Below are 19,928 nucleotides of genomic sequence, written 5' to 3'. Positions count from 1 at the left end.
CGTGGACTGCGACGTAGCCAGCCTGGCCCAAGTCAGCGCCGCCGATCTGTTGGCGGCGCAGGCGCGGCTGCGGCGTTATCTGGAACCCACCCCGCTGCACCACGCCGAACGTTTCGGTTGCTGGCTGAAGCTGGAGAACCTGCAGCGCACCGGCTCCTACAAGGTGCGCGGCGCGCTCAACGCGTTGTTGGCGGCGCGCGAACGCGGCGATCACCGCACCGTGATCGCCGCTTCCGCCGGCAACCATGCGCAAGGCCTGGCCTGGGCGGCCTATCGCCTGGGCATCAACGTCATCACGGTGATGCCGCGCTGCGCGCCGCAGACCAAGATCGCCGGCGTCGCCCACTGGGGCGCCACCGTGCGCCTGCACGGCGAGACCTACGACGAGGCCAAGGCCTTCGCGATCGAACTGGCCGACCAGCACGATTACCGCCTGCTGTCGGCCTTCGACGACCCCGACGTGATCGCCGGCCAGGGCACGGTCGGTCTGGAACTGGCGGCGTTCGCGCCCGACGTGGTGATGGTGCCGATCGGCGGCGGCGGCCTGGCCGCCGGCGTGGTCCTGGCGCTGAAGTCCGAACTGCTGGCGCGCACCCCCGCGGCGCGGCGCATCCGCGTGATCGGCGCCCAGGTCGAAGGCGTCGACTCGATGGCGCGCGCGCTCAAGGGCGACCGCCGCCTGATCGAACCGGTCGCGACCCTGGCCGACGGCGTGCGGGTCAAGGACCCGGGCCGCCTGACCGAACGCGTGCTCGAGAGCATGCTCGACGACATCGTCATCGTCCGCGAAGCCGAGCTGCGCGAGACCCTGGTCCGCCTGGCCCTGGAAGAACACATCATCGCCGAAGGCGCCGGCGCCCTGGCCCTGGCCGCGGGCCGCCGCATCGTCGGCAAGCGCAAATGCGCGGTCGTCTCCGGCGGCAACCTGGATGCCGGCGTGCTGGCACGCCTGCTCTCGGAAGTGCGCCCGCGCGCGCCGCGGCGCCCGCGCCGCCGCACTCGCGAAGCGCTCGGTCGCGAGACCGCAACCATCGAGGCGGACATTTATACGCTGGCCAATCTTCCTCCCGCGCTGCGACTTAGCCGGGGCCCGAGCGGCCCCGACTCCCGCCCCGCCACCGACGCCCCGTATTCCATCCGCCATTCAGCTGTAACAGAGGAAGTCCCCGCATGAACGACTCGCCAGGACCGGTAGTACCGATTACCGACGCGCCTCAACACGTCACCATTTTCGACACCAGCCTGCGCGACGGCGAGCAATCGCCCGGTTGCAGCATGACCGCCTCGCAAAAGCTCCGTTTCGCCCACGCCCTGTCCGAACTCGGCGTGGACGTCATCGAAGCCGGCTTCCCGGCCAGCTCCGAAGCCGATCTCGAAGGCACCCGCGCGATCGTGCGCGAGGTGCGCGGCTCCACCCTCGCCACCCTGGCGCGCTGCCATTCCGGCGACATCGAAGCCTGCGCGCGCGCGCTCGAAGGCGCCGCCAAGCCGCGCATCCACGTGTTCATCTCGACCAGCCCGCTGCACCGCCAGCACAAGCTCAACCTGGACAAGGAGCAGGTGATCGAACGCGCGATCGCCGCGGTCGAGCAGGCCCGCAAGTACGTCGACGACGTCGAATTCTCGGCCGAAGACGCGCTGCGCACCGAACACGACTATCTGGCGCAGATCTGCAGCGCCGCCGTCGCGGCCGGCGCGCGTACCCTGAACATCCCCGACACCGTCGGCTACACCACGCCGAGCGAAATCCGCAGCCTGTTCGAGTACCTGCGCGCGAACGTGCGCGATGCCGACCGCGCCGTGTTCAGCGCCCACTGCCACAACGACCTGGGCCTGGCCGTGGCCAACAGCCTGGCCGCGATCGAAGGCGGCGCGCGCCAGGTCGAGTGCACCATCAACGGCATCGGCGAGCGCGCCGGCAACTGCGCCTTGGAAGAACTGGTGATGGCGCTGCGGGTGCGCAACGCCTATTACAACGTCGGCACCCGCATCGACACGCGCCGGCTGGTGCCGACTTCGCGCCTGCTGTCGCGCATCACCGGCATGGTGGTCCAGCGCAACAAGGCCATTGTCGGCCAGAACGCCTTCGCCCACGAATCCGGCATCCACCAGCACGGCATGCTCAAGCACCGCGGCACCTACGAGATCATGCATCCGGAAGACGTGGGCTGGGCGCAGTCGCAGATGGTGATGGGCCGCCACAGCGGCCGCGCCGCCTTGAGCGACCGCCTGCAGACCCTGGGTTTCACCCTGGACGAGGCACGCTTGAACGCGGTGTTCGCCGGCTTCAAGGCCCTGGCCGAGAAGAAGCGCGAGGTGTTCGACGCCGACCTGGAGTCGCTGGTGCTCGGCGCCGACGCCAAGGCCGCCCGCGGCCATCGCCTGGTGCGCGCGCACGTCAGCACCGGCGTCGCCGACGGCAGCCTGCCGACCGCGAGCGTGCAGTTGCTCGATCCCGACGGTGCCGCGGTCAGCGAGGCGGCGATCGGCGACGGCCCGGTGCACGCCTTGTTCGCCGCGCTCGCGCGCGCGACCGGCGTGGCCTTGCGCATCGACAGCTACAACGTATCGAGCGTGACCACCGGCGACGACGCCCAGGGCCAGGCCAGCGTGACCGCGCGCATCGACGGCATCGAGATGACCGGCTCGGGCACCAGCACCGACATCATCGAGGCCAGCGCCCTGGCCTGGCTCGATGTCGCCAATCGCATTCGCCGCACGCAACAGGCGCCGCAGCGGCTGACGGCTACGGCATGAATCTCGCCCCTCTCCGGCCGTCGCGTCTTCCCGAAGTCGTCATCCCCGCGAAGGCGGGGATCCAGAGACTTCAGAGTGCTGCTGCGATAGAGCCCTGGGTCCCCGCCGTCGCGGGGACGACAGCCGAAAGACTCGGCTAGGGACGAAACCACCGAACTCCGGCGCCACTACGAACCACTCCAGCCATAGCAGCCAGACAGAACACCGGACTCCATGACTACCACCTCGGCTCCTCCCAGCACCTTGTTCGACAAACTGTGGGACGCGCACCTGGTATCGCCCGAAAGCGATGCCGTGCCCGCGGTCCTCTACATCGACCTGCACCTGATCCACGAAGTCACCTCGCCGCAGGCGTTCGCCGAACTCGAATCGCGCGGGCTCGCGCCGCGCCGCCCGGACCTGACCAAGGGCACGCTCGACCACTCCACCCCGACCCTGCCGGCCGGCGCCGACGGCCGCCTGCCCTATTTCACCGCCGAGGCCGAGAGCCAGGTCGACACCCTGCGCCGCAACTGCGCGCGCCACGGCGTCGAGCTGTTCGATTTCGACAGCGCCTACCGCGGCATCGTCCACGTGATCGGCCCGGAGCTCGGCCTGACCCAGCCCGGCATGACCATCGTCTGCGGCGACAGCCACACCGCCACTCACGGCGCCTTCGGTGCGCTCGCCTTCGGCATCGGTACCAGCGAGGTCGGACACGTCCTGGCCACCCAGTGCCTGCTGCAACGCAAGCCCAAGACCCTGGCGATCAACGTCGAGGGCGAACTGGCGCCGGGTGTAGGCGCCAAGGACCTGATCCTGCATATCATCGGCGAGATCGGCGTCAACGGCGGCACCGGCCAGGTCATCGAATACCGCGGCTCGACCATCCGCGCGCTGTCGATGGACCAGCGCATGACCGTGTGCAACATGTCGATCGAAGCCGGCGCGCGCGCCGGCCTGATCGCGCCCGACCAGACCACGTTCGATTACCTCGCCGCGACCCCGCGCGCGCCGCGCGGCGCCGACTTCGATCGCGCCGTCGAACGCTGGAGCGCCTACAAGACCGACGACGGCGCGGTATTCGATCGCGAAGTGCATATCGACGCCAGCGCGATCAAGCCGACCCTGACCTGGGGCACGCATCCCGGCCAGGTCGCGGCGATCGATGCGCATCTGCCGCAGGCACGCGATACCGACGAAGCCAAGGCCCTGGCCTACATGGGCTTCGACGGCGGCGCGGCGATGGCCGGCCGGCCGGTCGACGTGGTCTTCGTCGGCAGTTGCACCAACTCGCGCTTGTCGGACCTGCGCGAAGCCGCCGAGGTGCTGCGCGGCCGCCACATCCATCCGCGCGTGCGCATGCTGGTGGTACCGGGCTCGGAGCAGGTCAAGCGCGACGCCGAGGCCGAAGGCATCGACCGCATCGTGCGCGAGGCCGGCGCCGAATGGCGCGAGCCGGGCTGCTCGATGTGCATCGCCATGAACGGCGACCTGGTCGGTCCCGGCCAGCTCGCGGTGTCGACCAGCAACCGCAATTTCGAGGGCCGCCAGGGCAAAGGCTCGCGCACCCTGCTGGCCTCGCCGCTGACCGCCGCCGCCTGCGCCATCGCCGGCCACGTCACCGACCCGCGTCCTTATCTCACTGCCGTGAAGGAGGTCGCGTAATGTCCGCGTCCCAGTCCCCCAACCACGCCGCGCCGCAGTCCGGCGACGGCTTCGTCGAGTTGATCGCGCGCACCGTGGTGCTGCGCGAACGCAATATCGACACCGACCAGATCATCCCGGCGCGCTTTCTCACCACCACCGAGCGCAAGGGCCTGGGCCGGTTCGCCTTCAACGATTGGCGCGCGCTGCCGGACGGCTTGCCGAACCCGGAGTTCGTGTTCAACCGTCCGGAGAACGCCGGTGCCTCGATCCTGGTCGCCGGCCGCAACTTCGGCTGCGGCTCCTCGCGCGAACACGCGCCGTGGGCGCTGACCGACCTGGGTCTTCGCGCGGTCATCAGCAGCGAGATCGCCGACATCTTCCGCAGCAACTCGCTCAAGAACGGCCTGCTGCCGATCGTGGTGTCGCAGGAACTGCTGGACGAACTGCTCGAACAGCCCGGCATCGAGCTGCGCATCGACGTACGCACACGCCGCCTGCACCTGCCCGACGGCCGCGCGATCGAGTTCCCCCTCGACGCCTTCGCCCAGACCTGTCTGATCGAAGGCGTGGACCAGCTCGGTTATCTGCTGCGCCAACTCGACACCATCAACCAATACGAACAGCGCCGTGCGACGGCGCTGAACCCCCGCCAGGAGAATCAACATGCGCGCTGACATCGTCGTTCTGCCGGGCGACGGCATCGGTCCGGAAGTCACCGCCGCCGCGGTCGAAGTGCTGCGCGCGGTCGGCCGTCGCTACGGCCATCAGTTCATCCTCAACGAGCACCTGATCGGCGGCGCCGCCATCGACGCCAGCGGCGAGCCCTTGCCGGCCGCGACCCTGAGCGCCTGCCAACGCGCCGATGCGGTGCTGCTCGGCGCGGTCGGCGGCCCCAAGTGGTCGGACCCGAAGGCGAAAGTGCGTCCCGAACAGGGCCTGCTGGCGCTGCGCAAGGGCCTGGGCCTGTACGCCAACCTGCGCCCGGTGCAGCCGCACTCGGCCACCCTCGGCGCTTCGCCGATCAAGCCGCATCTGCTGGCCGGCGTCGACATGATCGTGGTGCGCGAGCTCACCGGCGGCATCTATTTCGGCCAGAAGCAACGCAGCGAGACCAGCGCCAGCGACCTGTGCGAATACAGCGTCGAGGAAATCGAACGCGTCGTGCGCCGCGCCTGCCAGCTCGCCCGCGGCCGCCGCCAGCACGTGGTCTCGGTCGACAAGGCCAATGTGCTGGAAACCTCGCGGCTGTGGCGCGAAGTCGCCAGCCGCGTCGCCCGCGACGAGTTCCCCGACATCACCCTGGAACATCAACTGGTCGATTCGATGGCGATGCATCTGATCGCCAAGCCGCGCGCGTTCGACGTCATCGTCACCGAAAACATGTTCGGCGACATCCTCACCGACGAGGCCTCGATGCTGGCCGGCTCGCTGGGCCTGCTGCCGTCGGCCTCGCTCGGCGAAGGCAAGGTCGGTCTGTACGAGCCGATCCATGGCTCGGCGCCCGACATCGCCGGCCGCGGCATCGCCAACCCCTGCGGCACCATCCTCAGCGCAGCGCTGTTGCTGCGTCATTCGCTGGGCCTGAATGCGGAGGCCGAGTGCATCGAGCAGGCGGTCGCAGCGGTGCTCGAAGCCGGCGTGCTGACCGCCGACCTCGCCCCGGCCGGCCAAGCCGTCGGCACCCGTGCGGTCACCGACGCGGTGCTGGCGCAACTCGAACTGCCCTGTCACATCCCCGAACTGCGCGACTGACGCCTGGCTCCATCTGGCTAGCTCCATCCACCGCAGGCCGCCCCGGCGGCCTGCGACAAGCGCAAGACCGCTCTCTCCAAAGTTCTGGTAACTCCTAGCCCGATGCTCGTGCATCGGGTTTTTTTTGCCCTTCGCCCGGCCGCACCGCAACACCGCCGTCACCCGTCGTTGATGTGAACCCCGGCCACAATCGATTCGTCACCGTATGCCATCATCCTGACGTGTCCTGGGTCGACGCCGCGGCCCGCAGCATTCGCGAGAGCGCATGACCGAACCCGCATCCTCTCCCGACCGACCCGCCCACGAATCGCCCGTCGCGAACCCGTCCGATGCCGTCCTGCCCGACATCGATCTGTTGGTCGTCGGCGGCGGCATCAACGGCGTCGCCATCGCCCGCGACGCCGCCGGCCGCGGCTTGTCGGTGCTGCTGTGCGAACGCGACGACATCGCCTCGCACACCTCCAGCGCCAGCACCAAGCTGATCCACGGTGGCCTGCGCTATCTCGAACAGTTCGAGTTCGCCCTGGTCGGCAAGGCCCTGGCCGAACGCAAGCGCCTGTTGCGCATGGCGCCGCACATCATCTGGCCGCTGCGCTTCGTCCTGCCGCATCAACCGCATCTGCGCCCGGCCTGGATGATCCGCATCGGCCTGTTTCTGTACGACCGGCTCGGCGGCCGGCGCGGACGCGGACTGCCCGGTTCGCGCTCCGTCAATCTGCGCAAGCACATCACCGGGCGGCCGTTGCGCGACGACTTCGTCCACGGCTTCGTCTACTCCGACGCCTGGGTGCAGGACGCGCGCCTGGCGGTGCTCAATGCGATGGATGCGGCCGAACGCGGCGCGACCGTGCTGACCCGCACCGCCTGCGTCGCGGCGCAGCGCGGCGCCGAGGCCTGGGACGTGCAGCTGCGCAGTGCCGACGGCGTGTCGCGGCGAGTGCGCGCGCGCGTCCTGATCAATGCCACCGGCCCGTGGGCGGTACGCTTCCTCGACGAAGTCGCACAGGCGCCGCACCGGCACAACCTGCGCCTGATCAAGGGCAGCCACATCGTCGTGCCGCGGCTGTTCGAACACGATCACGCCTACATCTTCCAACAACCCGATCGCCGCATCGTGTTCGCGATCCCCTACGAACACGACTACACCCTGATCGGCACCACCGACGTCGACTACCGCGCCGATCCTTCGGCGCCGCACATCGACGAGGCCGAAACCCAATACCTGTGCGAGGCCGCCTCGCGCTATTTCAAGCGCGCCATCCAAGCGAGCGATGTGGCCTGGACCTACAGCGGCGTGCGGCCCTTGCTCGACGACGAAAGCGACGCCGCCTCGGAAATCACCCGCGATTACCTACTCACCCTCGACCGCGAAGGCGCGCCGCTGCTCAACGTGTTCGGCGGCAAACTGACCACCGCGCGCAAGCTGGCCGAAGAAGCCTGCGACCGGCTCGCACCGCTGTTCGGCGGACTGCGCCCGGCCTGGACCGGCACCGCGCCGTTGCCGGGCGGCGATCTGCCCGATGCCGATTTCGACGCCTTCCACGAAGACTTCGGCCTGCGCCGGCCGTGGCTGCCGGACGCACTGGCCCTGCGCCTGTGCCGCAACTACGGCAGCCGGGCGCTGCGCATCGTCGAGAGCTGCTCGCATCTGGAAGAGCTGGGCGAATGTTTCGGCGCCGACCTGTACACCGCCGAGGTCGATTACCTGATCGATTGCGAGTGGGCGCGCAGCGCCGACGACATTCTGTGGCGGCGCTCGAAGCTCGGGCTGCGCATCGATGCGGCGGGGCATCGCAGGTTGCAGGATTACCTCGCCCGCCGCGTCGCCGGCACCTAAGGCAGCGGCCAGCGAACAGGACGACACCACGAGCGACAGCCCAGCATCAGGAGAGTCATCGCAATGGTCACACCGATGTCGCAATACCTTAGCGAGTTCATCGCCACCGGCATGTTGATCCTGCTCGGCAACGGCGTGGTCGCCGGCGCACTGCTCAATCGGTCGAAGGCGCAAGGCGCCGGCTGGGGCGTGATCACCGCGGCCTGGGGCCTGGCGGTGCTGATCGGCATCTTCATCGCCGGGCCGACCAGCGGCGCGATCATGAATCCTGCGCTGACCATCGCCCTGGCGAGCATCGGCAAGCTCTCGTGGGCAGTGGTGCCGGGCTACATCGCCGCGCAGATCGCCGGCGCCTTCGCCGGCGCGGTACTGGTGTGGCTGGCCTATCTCGCCCATTGGCGGATCAGCGACGACCCGGCGGCCAAACTCGCGATCTTCTGCACCGCACCGGCGGTGCGCGACACCAAGGCCAACCTGTTGACCGAAACGATCGGCACCTTCGCCCTGACCTTCGGCGCGCTCGCGATCGGCGCCAACACGCTCGCGCCCGGCATGGGCCCACTCGGCGTCGGATTGCTGGTGGTGGTGGTCGGCATGTCGCTTGGCGGACCGACCGGTTATGCGATCAATCCGGCGCGCGACCTCGGCCCGCGCATCGCCCATGCGCTGTTGCCTATCGCCGGCAAGGGCGGCTCCGACTGGGGCTATGCCTGGGTGCCGGTGGTCGCGCCGGTGATCGGCGCCTTACTCGGCGCCTTTGCGTTCCAGGCGGTTTACGGTTGATGGCAAGAGGACCAGGAACGAGTGAAGAGGAGTGAGGAATGAGTAGAAGCGGCTGACGTCGTCATCCGAGTTCCTTCGCAATTCGCACAGCCACCATCTTCAAACCAGCCGAGAGCCGCTCTTACTCACTCCTCTGTACTAGTTCCTAGCTTCTCCCTCCTCTCCACTCATTCCTCATCAAGGCCATGACCAAAACCTACATCCTCGCCATCGACCAGGGCACCACGAGTTCGCGCGCGATGCTGTTCGATCGCAATGGCGCCGTGGTCGGCGTGGCCCAGCGCGAATTCGAGCAGATCTTCCCGCGCCCGGGTTGGGTCGAACACGACCCGCGGGAGATCCTCGCCAGCGTGCAGACCACCGCCATCGAGGTCATGACCAAGGCCCAGATCAGCGCTTCGCAGATCGCCGGCATCGGCATCACCAACCAGCGCGAAACCACGGTGGTCTGGGACCGCCACACCGGCCAGGCGATCCACAACGCCATCGTCTGGCAGTCGCGCCAGACCGCGGCGATCTGCGACCAGCTCAAGGCCGATGGCTATGAGGAACTGGTGCGCGAACGCACCGGGCTGCTGATCGACGCCTACTTCTCCGGCACCAAGGTCAAGTGGATCCTCGACCACGTCGAAGGCGCGCGCGAACGCGCCGAACGCGGCGACCTGCTGTTCGGCACCATCGACACCTGGCTGATCTGGAACCTGTCGGAGAACAAGGCCCACGTCACCGACTACAGCAACGCCTCGCGCACGCTGATGTACGACATCCACAAACGCCAATGGTGCCCGGACCTGTTGAAGATGCTCGGCGTGCCGGCGGCGATGCTGCCGGAGGTACGCTCCAGCAGCGAGGTCTATGCCCACACCGGCGCTCGCCATTTCTTCAACAACTCGGTACCGATCTGCGGCGTCGCCGGCGACCAACAGGCGGCGCTGTTCGGCCAGGCCTGCTTCGAGGCCGGCATGGCCAAGAACACCTACGGCACCGGCTGTTTCCTGCTGATGAACACCGGCGACAAGGCGGTACGTTCCGACAACGGCCTGCTGACGACGATCGCCTGGGGCATCGACGGCAAGGTCGAGTACGCGCTCGAAGGCAGCATCTTCGTCGCCGGTTCGGCGGTGCAGTGGCTGCGCGACGGTTTGCGCATGCTCGGCAAGGCCGGCGACTCGCAGGCCTATGCAGAACGCGCGCGCTCCACCGAAGGCGTGTACTTCGTGCCGGCCTTCGTCGGCCTGGGCGCCCCGTACTGGCGCAGCGACGTGCGCGGCGCGATGTTCGGCTTGACCCGCGGCACCAGCAAGGAGCACTTCGTCCGCGCCGTGCTCGAATCGCTGGCCTACCAGACTCGCGACGTGCTGAGCGCGATGCAGGCCGATTCGGGCATCGAACTGAAATCCCTGCGCGCCGACGGCGGCGCCATCGCCAACGATTTCACCGCCCAATTCCAGGCCGACATTCTCGACGTGCCCTTGAAGCGCCCGCGGGTCAGCGAGACCACCGCGCTCGGCGCGGCATACCTGGCGGGTTTGGCGGTCGGATTCTGGGAAAGCCGCGAACAGATTGCCCAGCAATGGCAGGTCGAGCGCAGCTTCGAACCGCAGATGCTGGAAGCCGAGCGCGAGCGTTTGTATGCGGGCTGGAAGCGGGCGATCGACGCGACCTTGGCCTTCAGCGTCGAGCACGCCTGAGGCAATACGGCTCTGCCTTGGCCCCTCTGCCATTCATGGGAGAGGGGTTGGGGTGAGGGCACGCGAAACTCAGGCTCGCGACGCCATTGCGATGCCGACTGCCCTCACCCCAGCCCTCTCCCGTAAACGGGAGAGGGAGTGCTCGGTGCGACGGATAAGTTCGACGCCAAACCCTGTGCCTTAGCCCCTCTCCCATTCATGGGATAGGGGTTGGGGTGAGGGCAGGTCTCACGCCTCGTTCGGCACCTTGATCCGGAACCACGCCGCGTACAGCGCCGGCAGGAACAACAAGGTCAGCGCGGTCGCGACCATCAGGCCGCCCATGATCGCCACCGCCATCGGACCGAAGAAAGCGCTGCGCGACAGCGGAATCATCGCCAGGATCGCCGCCAGCGCGGTCAACACGATCGGGCGGAATCGCCGCACGGTCGCATCGACGATGGCCTTCCAGGGCTCGTGCCCTTCGCTGCGATCCTGTTCGATCTGGTCGACCAGGATCACCGAGTTGCGCATGATCATGCCGGCCAGCGCGATCGTGCCGAGCATCGCGACGAAGCCGAATGGCACCCGGAACACCAGCAGGAACAGGGTCACGCCGATCAGGCCCAGCGGCGCGGTCAACAGCACCATGAAGCTGCGCGAGAAGCTGCGCAGTTGCACCATCAACAGGGTGAACACCGCGAACAGGAACAGCGGCATACCGGCGTTGATCGACTTCTGCCCGCGCGCCGAGTCCTCGACGCTGCCGCCGATGTCGATCGAATAGCCGTACGGCAGCTTGGCGCGCAGTCCGTCCAGGGTCGGCGAAATCTGCGCCATCACGCTCGAAGGCTGGGTGCCGTCGTAGATGTCGGCGCGCACGGTCATGGTCGGCAGGCGGTCGCGATGCCAGATGATGCCTTCCTCGAATCCGTACTCGAGGGTGGCGATCTGGGTCAGCGGCACACTGCGGTTGTTGCCGGTCGGCACCATCAGGCTGCCGAGCATGTCGAGCTGCAGGCGCTCCTGGTCGGGGCCGCGCAGCAGCATCTCGATCAGCTCGTTGCTTTCGCGGTAGGTGCTGATGTGCGAGCCCGACAGCGAACTCGACAGGAACTGCGACAGCTGGGCCGAGCTGATGCCGAGCGCACGCGCGCGCTCCTGGTCGACCTGCAGACGGACGACCTTGCTCGGCTCGTCCCAGTCGAGATTGACGTTGGCCACGTGCGGGTTGGCGCGGATCTTCTCGCGCACCTGGTTGGCGATCTTGCGCACCTGGTCGATGTGCTCGCCGGACACGCGGAACTGCACCGGATAACCGACCGGCGGGCCGTTCTCCAGTCGCGTCACCCGCAACTGCAGTTCGGGGAAGCGCGGCGCCACGTCCTGGATGATCCAAGTGCGCAGGGTTTCGCGGGCCTGCAAGTCCTTCGGCATCAGCACGAACTGGGCGAAGTTCGCCGCCGGCAGCTGTTGGTCGAGCGGCAGATAGAAACGCGGCGAGCCAGTGCCGACGTAGGACACGTAGTTGGCCAGGTCCTTGCGCTGCTTGAGCATGGCTTCCAGGCGCTGGACCTGTTCGCCGGTCTGGCGCAGCGAACTGCCTTCGGCCAGCTCCATGTCGACCATCAGCTCCGGGCGCACCGAGTCCGGGAAGAACTGCTGCGGCACGAAGCGGAACATGAACACCGACAGCAGGAAGGCGCCGACGGTGATGCCGATCACCAGCCAGCGCCGGCGCACGCACCAGGTCACCCAGCCGCGGAATCGCACGTAGAACTTGGATTCATAGGGATCGTGGGCGTGGCCGTCGATCGGCGGCTTCGGCGCGATCACGCTGGCGAACATCGGCAGGCGCTCGGCCCAGGCCACGCGCGCGTCGTGCCAGCGCGCGGCCAGCGAACCGGGCTTCGGCGGCGCCGCAGCATGGCCGTAGTCGGGCAGCAGTTTGTCGCCGAGGAAGGGAATGAAGGCGACCGCGGCGATCCACGACACCAGCAAGGCGATGGTCACCACCTGGAACAGGGATCGGGTGTATTCGCCGGTGCTCGAGGCAGCGGTCGCGATCGGCAGGAAGCCGGCCGCGGTGACCAGGGTGCCGGTCAGCATCGGGAAGGCGGTGCTGTCCCAGGCGAACGCGGCGGCGCGCAGGCGGTCGAAGCCCTGCTCCATCTTGATCGCCATCATCTCCACCGCGATGATCGCGTCGTCGACCAGCAAGCCGAGCGCCAACACCAGCGCGCCCAGCGAAATCTTGTGCAGGCCGACGCCGAAGAAATCCATGACCGCGAAGGTCATCGCCAGCACCAGCGGAATCGACAGCGCCACCACCAGTCCGGTGCGCAGGCCGAGCGAGAAGAAGCTCACCAGCAACACGATCGCGACCGCCTCGGCGAGCACGCGCACGAACTCGCCGACCGATTCCTCGACCGCGGCGGGCTGGTCGGCGACCTTGCGCAGTTCCATGCCGGCCGGCAGGGTTTTCTGCAGCCGCGCGAATTCCGATTCCAGGGTCTTGCCGAGCTGCAGGATGTCGCCGCCCTGCTTCATCGACACGCCGATACCGATCGCGTCCTGGCCCATGAAGCGCATGCGCGGCTGCGGCGGGTCGGAGAAGCCGCGACGCACGTCGGCCACGTCGGCCAGGCGGAAGGTGCGGTCGCCGACGCGGATCGGGAACTCGCGGATCTGTTCGACCGAGGTGAACTGGCCGCCGACGCGCAAGGGCACCCGGCTGGTCGGGGTCTCGAAGAAACCGGCCGGGGCCAACGCGTTCTGCTGATTCAGCGCTTCCTGCACCGCCTGCGCCGGCACGCCCAGGGTCGATAGCTTCACGTTGGACAGCTCGACCCAGATCTTTTCGTCCTGCACGCCGATCAGTTCGATCTTGCCGACGTCGGTCTGGCTTTGCAGCGCCAGTTGCACGCGCTCGGCGTAGTCCTTCAGCACGGCGTAGTCGAAGCCCTCGCCGGTCAGCGCGTAGATGTTGCCGAAGGTGTCGCCGAATTCGTCGTTGAAGAACGGGCCGACCACGTCGCTGGGCAAGGTCGGACGGATGTCGCCGATCTTCTTGCGCACCTGGTACCACAACGGCCCGATCTCGCTGGAGCGCATCGAATCGCGCGCGGCGAAGATCACCTGCGATTCGCCGGCGCGCGAGTACGAGCGGATGAACTCGTACTCGCCGGTCTCCATGAGTTTCTTCTCGATGCGCTCGGTGACCTGGCGCGAGACTTCCTCTGCGGTCGCGCCGGGCCACAGGGTGCGCACCACCATCACCTTGAAGGTGAAGGCCGGGTCCTCGCTGCGGCCCAGGCGCAGGTAGGACATCGCACCGGCGATAGCCAGCACCAGCATGGCGTAGACGATCAGGCTGCGATGGCGCAGGGCCCATTCGGAAAGATTGAAGCGCATGGATCAGCTCACTTCGTAGGCCCCTGTCCCGGCGGCGGGACAGGGTTGGGGTGAGAGTGCGGGCGGTCGCGCGAGGGCATGGCCGGCCTGGTCGGAGTCGCGGAGGCGGTTAACGCTCAACGTCGCAGCGATCAGCGCTCAACCGGGTGGTTGTCGCGGTCGACGGCGACGACTTTCTGGCCGTCGCGCAGCAGGTGGCCGCCGGCGGCGACGATCCAGTCGCCGGGCTGCAGGCCCGAACTCACCGGCACCCGCTCGGGGCCGTAGGCTCCCGTCTGCACCGGCCGCAGCTTGACCGTGCCGCTCTTGAGGTCGGCGACGAATACGGCCGTGCCGTTGGCGCTGCGCTGCACGGCCGCGAGCGGCACGCTGAGCCCGCTGGCGGCGTGGTTGGGCAGGTAGATGCGCGCGCTCTGGCCCAGTTCCAGGGTGCCGGCCGGCGCGTCGACGGTGACCCGCGCGGCGTAGGTGCGCGAGGCCGGATCGGCCGCCGGCGACACTTCGCGGACCCGGCCCGGCCAGCGCTGGCCGGATTGCGACCACAGTTCGATCAAGACCTGCTGGCCCGGCTTGAAGGTCGCGATCGCACCCTCGGGCACGGCGAAGGCGACTTCGCGGGCGCCGTCGGCGGCCAGCGCGAACACCTGCTGGCCGGCGGCGACCACCTGGCCGGCCTCGGCGCTGCGGCTCGCGATCACGCCGGCGCTCGGCGCACGCAGATGGGTGTAGGCGGACTGGTTGCGCGCGACCTCGAGGTTGGCGCGGGCGGCGTTGACCTGGCCGAGCGCAGCTTTGGCCGCGGCGTCCTGGGCGTCCTGGGTCGAACGGCTGACCAGTTGGTCCTTGGCCAGCTGCGAATAACGCACCTGGTCGGCACGGGCGCGGCCGTAATCGGCCTCGGCAGCGGCGAGCTGGGCCTGGGCCGCGCGCGCCTGGGCCTCCAGATCGCCGGCGTCGAGTATCGCCAGCACCTGGCCTGCGGCAACATGGGCGCCGACGTCGACCTTGCGCTCGATCAGCTTGCCGCCGACCCGGAACGACAGCGGGCTCTCCTCGCGGGCCCGGACCTCGCCGGCGAAGGCCGAGACCCCGTTGACCGCACCGCCCGGGCGGGCGACCAGCACCGGCCGCGGGGACTCTTCGACCTGTGGGCCGTTGCCGCAGGCCGTCAGGACCAGCATGAGCGCCGCGCCGAACAGCATCGGAGCGGTGGGCGCGGCGGTAAAAGTCCGGTGGCGCATTGCGGTTGGCCTCATCGCGAATTAATGTACTTGCCAGTACTGTATAAATAACGAACCCGGTAGTCCAGTATTCCCTATGTCCTCGCCCCGACCCTCCAGCCCCCCGACGCCGCCGGCCAAGCCGGCCGGCCCAGGCCGCCCGAAGGACCTCAGCAAGCGCAACGCAATCCTCGACGCGGCCAAACGGCTGTTCCTGGTCGACGGCTTCGACGGGGTCAGCATGGACCAGATCGCCGCCGGGGCCGGGGTCTCCAAGCTCACCGTCTATAGCCATTTCGGCGACAAAGAGACCCTGTTCGGCGCCGCGGTCAAGGCGTATTGCGAGCAGCACCTGCCGCCGCTGATGTTCGTGCCCGACCCGGCCACGCCGCTGCGCGAGCGCCTGCTGGCGATCGCCAACGCCTTCTACGAGATGGTCAGCTCGCCCGAGGCGATCCAGATTCATCGTCTGTTGTGCTCGCCCCAGGTCGCCCAATCGCCGCTGTCGAAGATGTTCTGGGAGGCCGGGCCGCAGCGCCTGCACGACGAATTCACCGCCTTGCTGCAGCGCCGGGTCGAGGCCGGCGAGTTGGAAATCGACGACGTGCCCCGCGCCGCGCCGCAGTTCTTCTGCCTGGTCAAGGGCGAACCGCACGCTTTGCTGATGTTCGGCTGCGGCGCGCCGGGCCGGACCGAGGTGCGCGCGCACATCGACGCCTCGGTGACGATGTTCCTGCGCGCCTATGCCCGCCGCGAGCGCTGAAACCGCCTTGGCACGGCCCGAAACCCGCACGGTGCCGAGAGTTCCGGTGACTTTCGGCACTAAGCCCGGGCCCGGGCGTGGTTAATTCTTTTGCTCCGGGGGTCGCGTGGTCCCGGTAGAATTCGCAGTTCCCACGCAACATGAAGACGCCCCGATGACTACGCTCGATTACGCAAAAGCACGTGAACTGATGGTCGAACAACAGGTTCGGCCGTGGGACGTGCTCGACCCGCGCGTGCTCGATGTGCTGGCCGCTTTGCCGCGCGAGGCCTTCGTCGACGAAGCGCACCGCAATCTGGCCTATACCGACGTGCAGCTGCCGTTGGCGCACGGCGAATTCATGATGAAGCCGGTGCTCGAAGGCCGCACGCTGCAGTCGCTCGCGGTCGACCCGACCGACGACGTGCTCGAGATCGGCACCGGCAGCGGCTACCTGACCGCCTGCCTCGGCCGCCTCGCCCGCGAAGTGGTCAGCCTGGAATGCCACGCCGACCTCGCCGCGACCGCGCGCAAGCGCCTGGCCGCGCAATCGATCAACAACGTCCAGGTCGTCGATGCCGACGCCCTGACTTACCGCACCGACCGCCGCTTCAACGCGATCTGCGTGACCGGCGCGGTCTCGGAAATTCCGCCGCAGTGGTTGCAGTGGTTGCAGCCCAACGGCCGTTTGTTCGTCGTCCGCGGCCGTTCGCCGGCCATGGAAGGACTGCGGGTCACCGCCGGCGAACGCAACGATGTCAACGCTGTGCGCATCCAATCGTTGTTCGAAACCGACCTCCCCTATCTCGTCGGCGCGGCCCCCGCGCCTGCCTTCGAGTTCTGAACGCTCAAGGAAGCCGCATGACCCGCCGCCCTCTCGTTCTTGCCCTGGCCTTATCCCTGCTGCCGGCCGTCGCGTCGGCGGAAGACTTGCTGCAGACCTATGAACTCGCGCGCCAGGGCGACCCGCAGCTGTCGGCGGCCGAATCCAACCGTCTGGCGACCAAGGAAGACCGCATCCAGGCCCGCGCCGCGTTGCTGCCGTCCTTGTCGGGCACGGCGCGGTTGACCCGCAGCCGCACCACCAGCGAAGGCGGTTCGGGCAGCAGCGATCCGACCGATCCGGACCCGATCCCGGCCGGCGTCGATGTTCGCTCCGACAGCACCTCGCGCAACTACTCGCTCGCCGCGAGCCAGATGATCTACAACCGCGCCAGCATCAAGACCTACCAGGGTCAGAATGCGATCAGCCAGGCCAGCGACTTCACCCTCGAATCGGCCAGCCAGGAACTGATCACGCGCACCTCGGCGGCCTACTTCGACGTACTGGTCAAGCTGGAGAACCTCGCCGCCGCCGAAGCCGCCGAAACCGCGCTGCAAAAGCAGTTCGACTACGCCTCCAAGCGCCTGGAAGTCGGCCTGGCGCCGATCACCGACGTGCACGAAGCGCGCGCCCAGTACGACACCGCCCGCGCCGGCACCATCACCGCGCGCAACGCGGTCGAAGACGCCTACCAGGGCCTGAGCCAGATCACCGGCCAACCGGTGCGCGCGCTCAAGGCCTTGCCGGCCGACTTCAAGCCGAACCTGCCGGAAGCGCAGGACGTCGAAGGCTGGGTCAACAATGCCGTGCAGAACAATCCTTCGCTGCGCGCGCAGGACTTGCAGGTGCGCGCCGCCGAAATCGGCGTGGAAACCGCGCGCGCCGGCCATTGGCCGACGCTGAGCTTGAACGGCAGCTACGGCGACAACGCCAGCTGGGGCGACCGCACCTTCATGGGCCAGACCATGAACGCACCCGGCAATGCCAACCACGGCCCGAGCATCGGCCTGGAACTGTCGGTCCCGTTGTACGCGGGCGGCCGCATCCAGTCCGGCGTGCGCCAGGCCCTGGCGCGTCGCGACGCCGCCCAGGACGAACTCGAACGCCAGAAGCGTCTGCTCGTGCGCACCACCCGCAACGCCTACCAGACCCTGGTCGCCGGCATCAGCGAAGTCGAAGCGCGCCGCCTCGCCCTGGTCTCGGCGCAGGCCGCCTACGACGCCTCGCAGGTCGGCCTGGAAGTCGGCACCCGCACCGTGCTGGACGTGTTGAACAACCAGCGCACCTTGCTGGAAGCCCAGCAGGCCTATGCCCAGTCCAAGTACAACTACCTGCAGAATCGCCTGTTGCTGGAACAGGCCGCCGGCTCGCTCGACGTCGCCGACGTGCAGGACATCAACCGCCTGCTGACCGCCGACGCGGCGACCAACCTGGCACCGCCGCGGGCGCAGTAAACCGGCGATCCGGATACCTTCGGAGCCCCACGAAAAACCGCCGGCCCACCGGCGGTTTTTTCGTTTGTGGCCGCGCCTTCTTCCCCTGTAGGAGCGGCGCAAGCCGCGACCGCGCCCTGGCAACGACGACGCGACCACGGGCACCGCTGCGAAGACGAGGCTCCGCGGACGGCGGCGCAATGGATGCGGATTCGCGGTCGCGGCTTGCGCCGCTCCTACTCCTAAGAGCAGCGGCCGTCAGGGGACCAGGGTAGGAGCGGCGCGAGCCGCGACCGCGCCCTGGCAACGACCGTGCAACCGCGGGCACCGCTGCGAATACGACGCTCTGCGGATGGCTGCGCAATGGTTGCGGGTTCGCGCTCGCGGCTTACGCCGCTCCTACCCGCGTGCCGGTATTTCGCGTCGACGATTTACGACGCCGATGGCGTTTCCGCCCGCCCCGCGGTCGCGGCTTACGCCGCTCCTACAGGGGTGGATGCACTGCGCTCAGCGCAGCGGCGGCAAGGCCGGCTGCAGCAAGGCCATGGTGCGGGCCAGCGCGCCACGGCCCAGTTCGACCAGAGCGCGGCCGGCGTCGATCATCTTGGCGCGTTCGATCGGGTCGGCCAGCAGGCGCTCGACCGCGGCCTCGACCGCTTCGGCGTCGGCGCCGATCCGCAAGGCACCGGCGGTTTCCAGGCGCTGCGCGATCTCGACGAAGTTGTGCAGGTGCGGGCCGGTCACGATCGGGGTGCCGGTCGCGGCCGGTTCGAGCAGGTTGTGCCCGCCGATCGCCTGCAGGCTGCCGCCGACGAAAGCGACGTCGGCACAGGCGTAGAAGCTCATCAGTTCGCCGAGGGTGTCGATGACGAAGACATCGTCGCCCGGCTGCGGCCAGCGCGCGCGCGAACGCGTCGACACCTGCCAGCCGGCGCTGCGGGCATGTTCGGCGACGACCCGGAAGCGTTCCGGATGGCGCGGCGCCCACAACAGCAGCAGGTCGGGGAAACGCTCGCGCAGGCGCCGATGCATGGTCACGGTCGCGGCCTCTTCGTCCTCGTGCGTGCTCGCCGCGATCCACACCGGCCGTTCGCCGGTGTGGCGGTGGCATTCGAGCGCAAACTCGTCGAGTGCGTCGGGCACGTTGACGTCGAACTTGAGGTTGCCGGTCTCGGTGACTTGCTCGGGGCGCGCGCCGAGTTCGACGAAACGCTCGCCGTCGGCGCGCGACTGCGCCGCCACCGTGCGCACCGTGCGCAGGGCGCGCCCCACCAAGGGCGCCAACACGCGATAGCCGCGCAGCGAACGCTCCGACAGGCGCGCATTGAGGATATAGGCCGGAATACCGCGGTCGCGGCAGCCGAACAACAGGTTCGGCCACAACTCGGTTTCCATGATCAGCGCCGCGCAGGGCTGGTGATGGCGCAGGAAACGCCCGACCGCGCCGGGCAGGTCGTAAGGCAGATACACGTGCTCGACCGAATCGCCCCAGGCCGAACGCGCGCGGTCCGAACCGGTCGGGGTGATCGTGGTCACCAGCAGGCGCAAATCGGGACGGCCGCGGCGCAAGGCGTTCACCAGCGGAATCGCGGCGTTGACCTCGCCGACCGAGACCGCGTGCAGCCACAGGGTGCGGGTCTGCGCGGGGCCGCGATAGATCGCGTAACGCTCGAGCCAGCGCTGGAAATAGGCCGGCTGGCGGAAACCGCGCCAGATCAGGTGATAGATCGTCACCGGCGCCAACAGATACAGCGCGACCGAATACAGGCCGCGCAACAGGCGCTCGATCAAGTCCTTCCGCATCCGACAAGGATAAAGCTTGCGGAGGTGATCCGGTCGTGGATGCCGTCATCGCGCACCGTACCGGA

Annotated in this window: 14 protein-coding genes; 11 read left to right on the top strand and 3 right to left on the bottom strand. The window is 68.3% G+C overall.

From position 1 onward, the window contains the following. Position 1 precedes the first annotated feature (1 nt). The 8 genes from LC490_RS17230 (at position 2) to glpK (ending at position 10,449) form a co-directional block, all read left to right on the top strand. A complete protein-coding gene (locus LC490_RS17230) occupies positions 2-1,174 on the top strand; it encodes a threonine dehydratase (RefSeq protein ID WP_031370331.1) in 1,173 nt (390 codons plus the stop codon). Continuing rightward, entirely contained in the window at positions 1,171-2,757 is a 1,587-nt protein-coding gene (locus LC490_RS17225; RefSeq protein ID WP_223620980.1) for a 2-isopropylmalate synthase, read from the top strand. Before LC490_RS17230 ends, LC490_RS17225 begins: the two co-directional genes overlap by 4 nt. 213 nt (positions 2,758-2,970) lie before the next feature. Continuing rightward, positions 2,971-4,404 carry a 3-isopropylmalate dehydratase large subunit gene (leuC, locus tag LC490_RS17220; RefSeq protein ID WP_223620979.1) on the top strand — a complete coding sequence of 478 codons (1,434 nt, stop codon included), beginning with the start codon at positions 2,971-2,973 and terminating at the stop codon, positions 4,402-4,404. After that, positions 4,404-5,060: a 3-isopropylmalate dehydratase small subunit gene (leuD, locus tag LC490_RS17215; protein WP_223620978.1), complete on the top strand. Its 657-nt coding sequence runs from the start codon at positions 4,404-4,406 to the stop codon at positions 5,058-5,060. The genes leuC and leuD overlap by 1 nt, the downstream gene beginning before the upstream one ends. Next, positions 5,050-6,138, top strand: a complete 1,089-nt coding sequence (gene leuB / locus LC490_RS17210) for a 3-isopropylmalate dehydrogenase (protein ID WP_031370327.1) — start codon at positions 5,050-5,052, stop codon at positions 6,136-6,138. The genes leuD and leuB overlap by 11 nt, the downstream gene beginning before the upstream one ends. 337 nt (positions 6,139-6,475) lie before the next feature. Beyond that, entirely contained in the window at positions 6,476-7,975 is a 1,500-nt protein-coding gene (glpD, locus tag LC490_RS17205; RefSeq protein WP_223621013.1) for a glycerol-3-phosphate dehydrogenase, read from the top strand. Positions 7,976-8,038: 63 nt separating this feature from the next. Next, positions 8,039-8,758 (top strand): MIP/aquaporin family protein, encoded by a 720-nt coding sequence (locus LC490_RS17200; RefSeq protein ID WP_305067585.1) that lies wholly within the window; start codon positions 8,039-8,041, stop codon positions 8,756-8,758. A 185-nt stretch (positions 8,759-8,943) separates the two neighbouring features. Further along, complete coding sequence (glpK, locus tag LC490_RS17195; protein ID WP_223620977.1) at positions 8,944-10,449, top strand: glycerol kinase GlpK; 1,506 nt, start codon at positions 8,944-8,946, stop codon at positions 10,447-10,449. A gap of 228 nt (positions 10,450-10,677) precedes the next feature. On the opposite strand, the gene LC490_RS17190 is transcribed toward glpK, so the two are convergent. Together LC490_RS17190 and LC490_RS17185 are read right to left on the bottom strand one after the other, a co-directional pair. Further along, positions 10,678-13,842: an efflux RND transporter permease subunit gene (locus tag LC490_RS17190; RefSeq protein ID WP_031370323.1), complete on the bottom strand. Its 3,165-nt coding sequence runs from the start codon at positions 13,840-13,842 to the stop codon at positions 10,678-10,680. 131 nt (positions 13,843-13,973) lie between these two features. Continuing rightward, positions 13,974-15,083, bottom strand: a complete 1,110-nt coding sequence (locus LC490_RS17185) for an efflux RND transporter periplasmic adaptor subunit (protein ID WP_223620976.1) — start codon at positions 15,081-15,083, stop codon at positions 13,974-13,976. A gap of 76 nt (positions 15,084-15,159) precedes the next feature. Between LC490_RS17185 and LC490_RS17180 the strand changes: the two genes are divergently transcribed. From LC490_RS17180 to LC490_RS17170, 3 genes are all read left to right on the top strand, one after another. Further along, entirely contained in the window at positions 15,160-15,825 is a 666-nt protein-coding gene (locus LC490_RS17180; RefSeq protein ID WP_031370321.1) for a TetR/AcrR family transcriptional regulator, read from the top strand. A 154-nt stretch (positions 15,826-15,979) separates the two neighbouring features. Beyond that, positions 15,980-16,648 carry a protein-L-isoaspartate O-methyltransferase gene (locus LC490_RS17175; RefSeq protein ID WP_223620975.1) on the top strand — a complete coding sequence of 223 codons (669 nt, stop codon included), beginning with the start codon at positions 15,980-15,982 and terminating at the stop codon, positions 16,646-16,648. 17 nt (positions 16,649-16,665) lie between these two features. Beyond that, complete coding sequence (locus LC490_RS17170) at positions 16,666-18,081, top strand: TolC family outer membrane protein (RefSeq protein WP_223620974.1); 1,416 nt, start codon at positions 16,666-16,668, stop codon at positions 18,079-18,081. Between the two features lie 486 nt (positions 18,082-18,567). Here LC490_RS17170 and waaA read toward each other — a convergent pair whose 3' ends face one another. Next, complete coding sequence (gene waaA, locus LC490_RS17165) at positions 18,568-19,863, bottom strand: lipid IV(A) 3-deoxy-D-manno-octulosonic acid transferase (RefSeq protein ID WP_031370318.1); 1,296 nt, start codon at positions 19,861-19,863, stop codon at positions 18,568-18,570. Positions 19,864-19,928: the final 65 nt, after the last annotated feature.

Origin of the sequence: Lysobacter sp. ESA13C (genome assembly GCF_019970005.1) — a bacterium.
In the GTDB taxonomy this organism is placed as follows: domain Bacteria; phylum Pseudomonadota; class Gammaproteobacteria; order Xanthomonadales; family Xanthomonadaceae; genus Lysobacter; species Lysobacter antibioticus_B.
The sequence above is the reverse complement of the archived record's forward strand: the minus strand, read 5'-3'. Positions and strand labels throughout refer to the sequence as shown.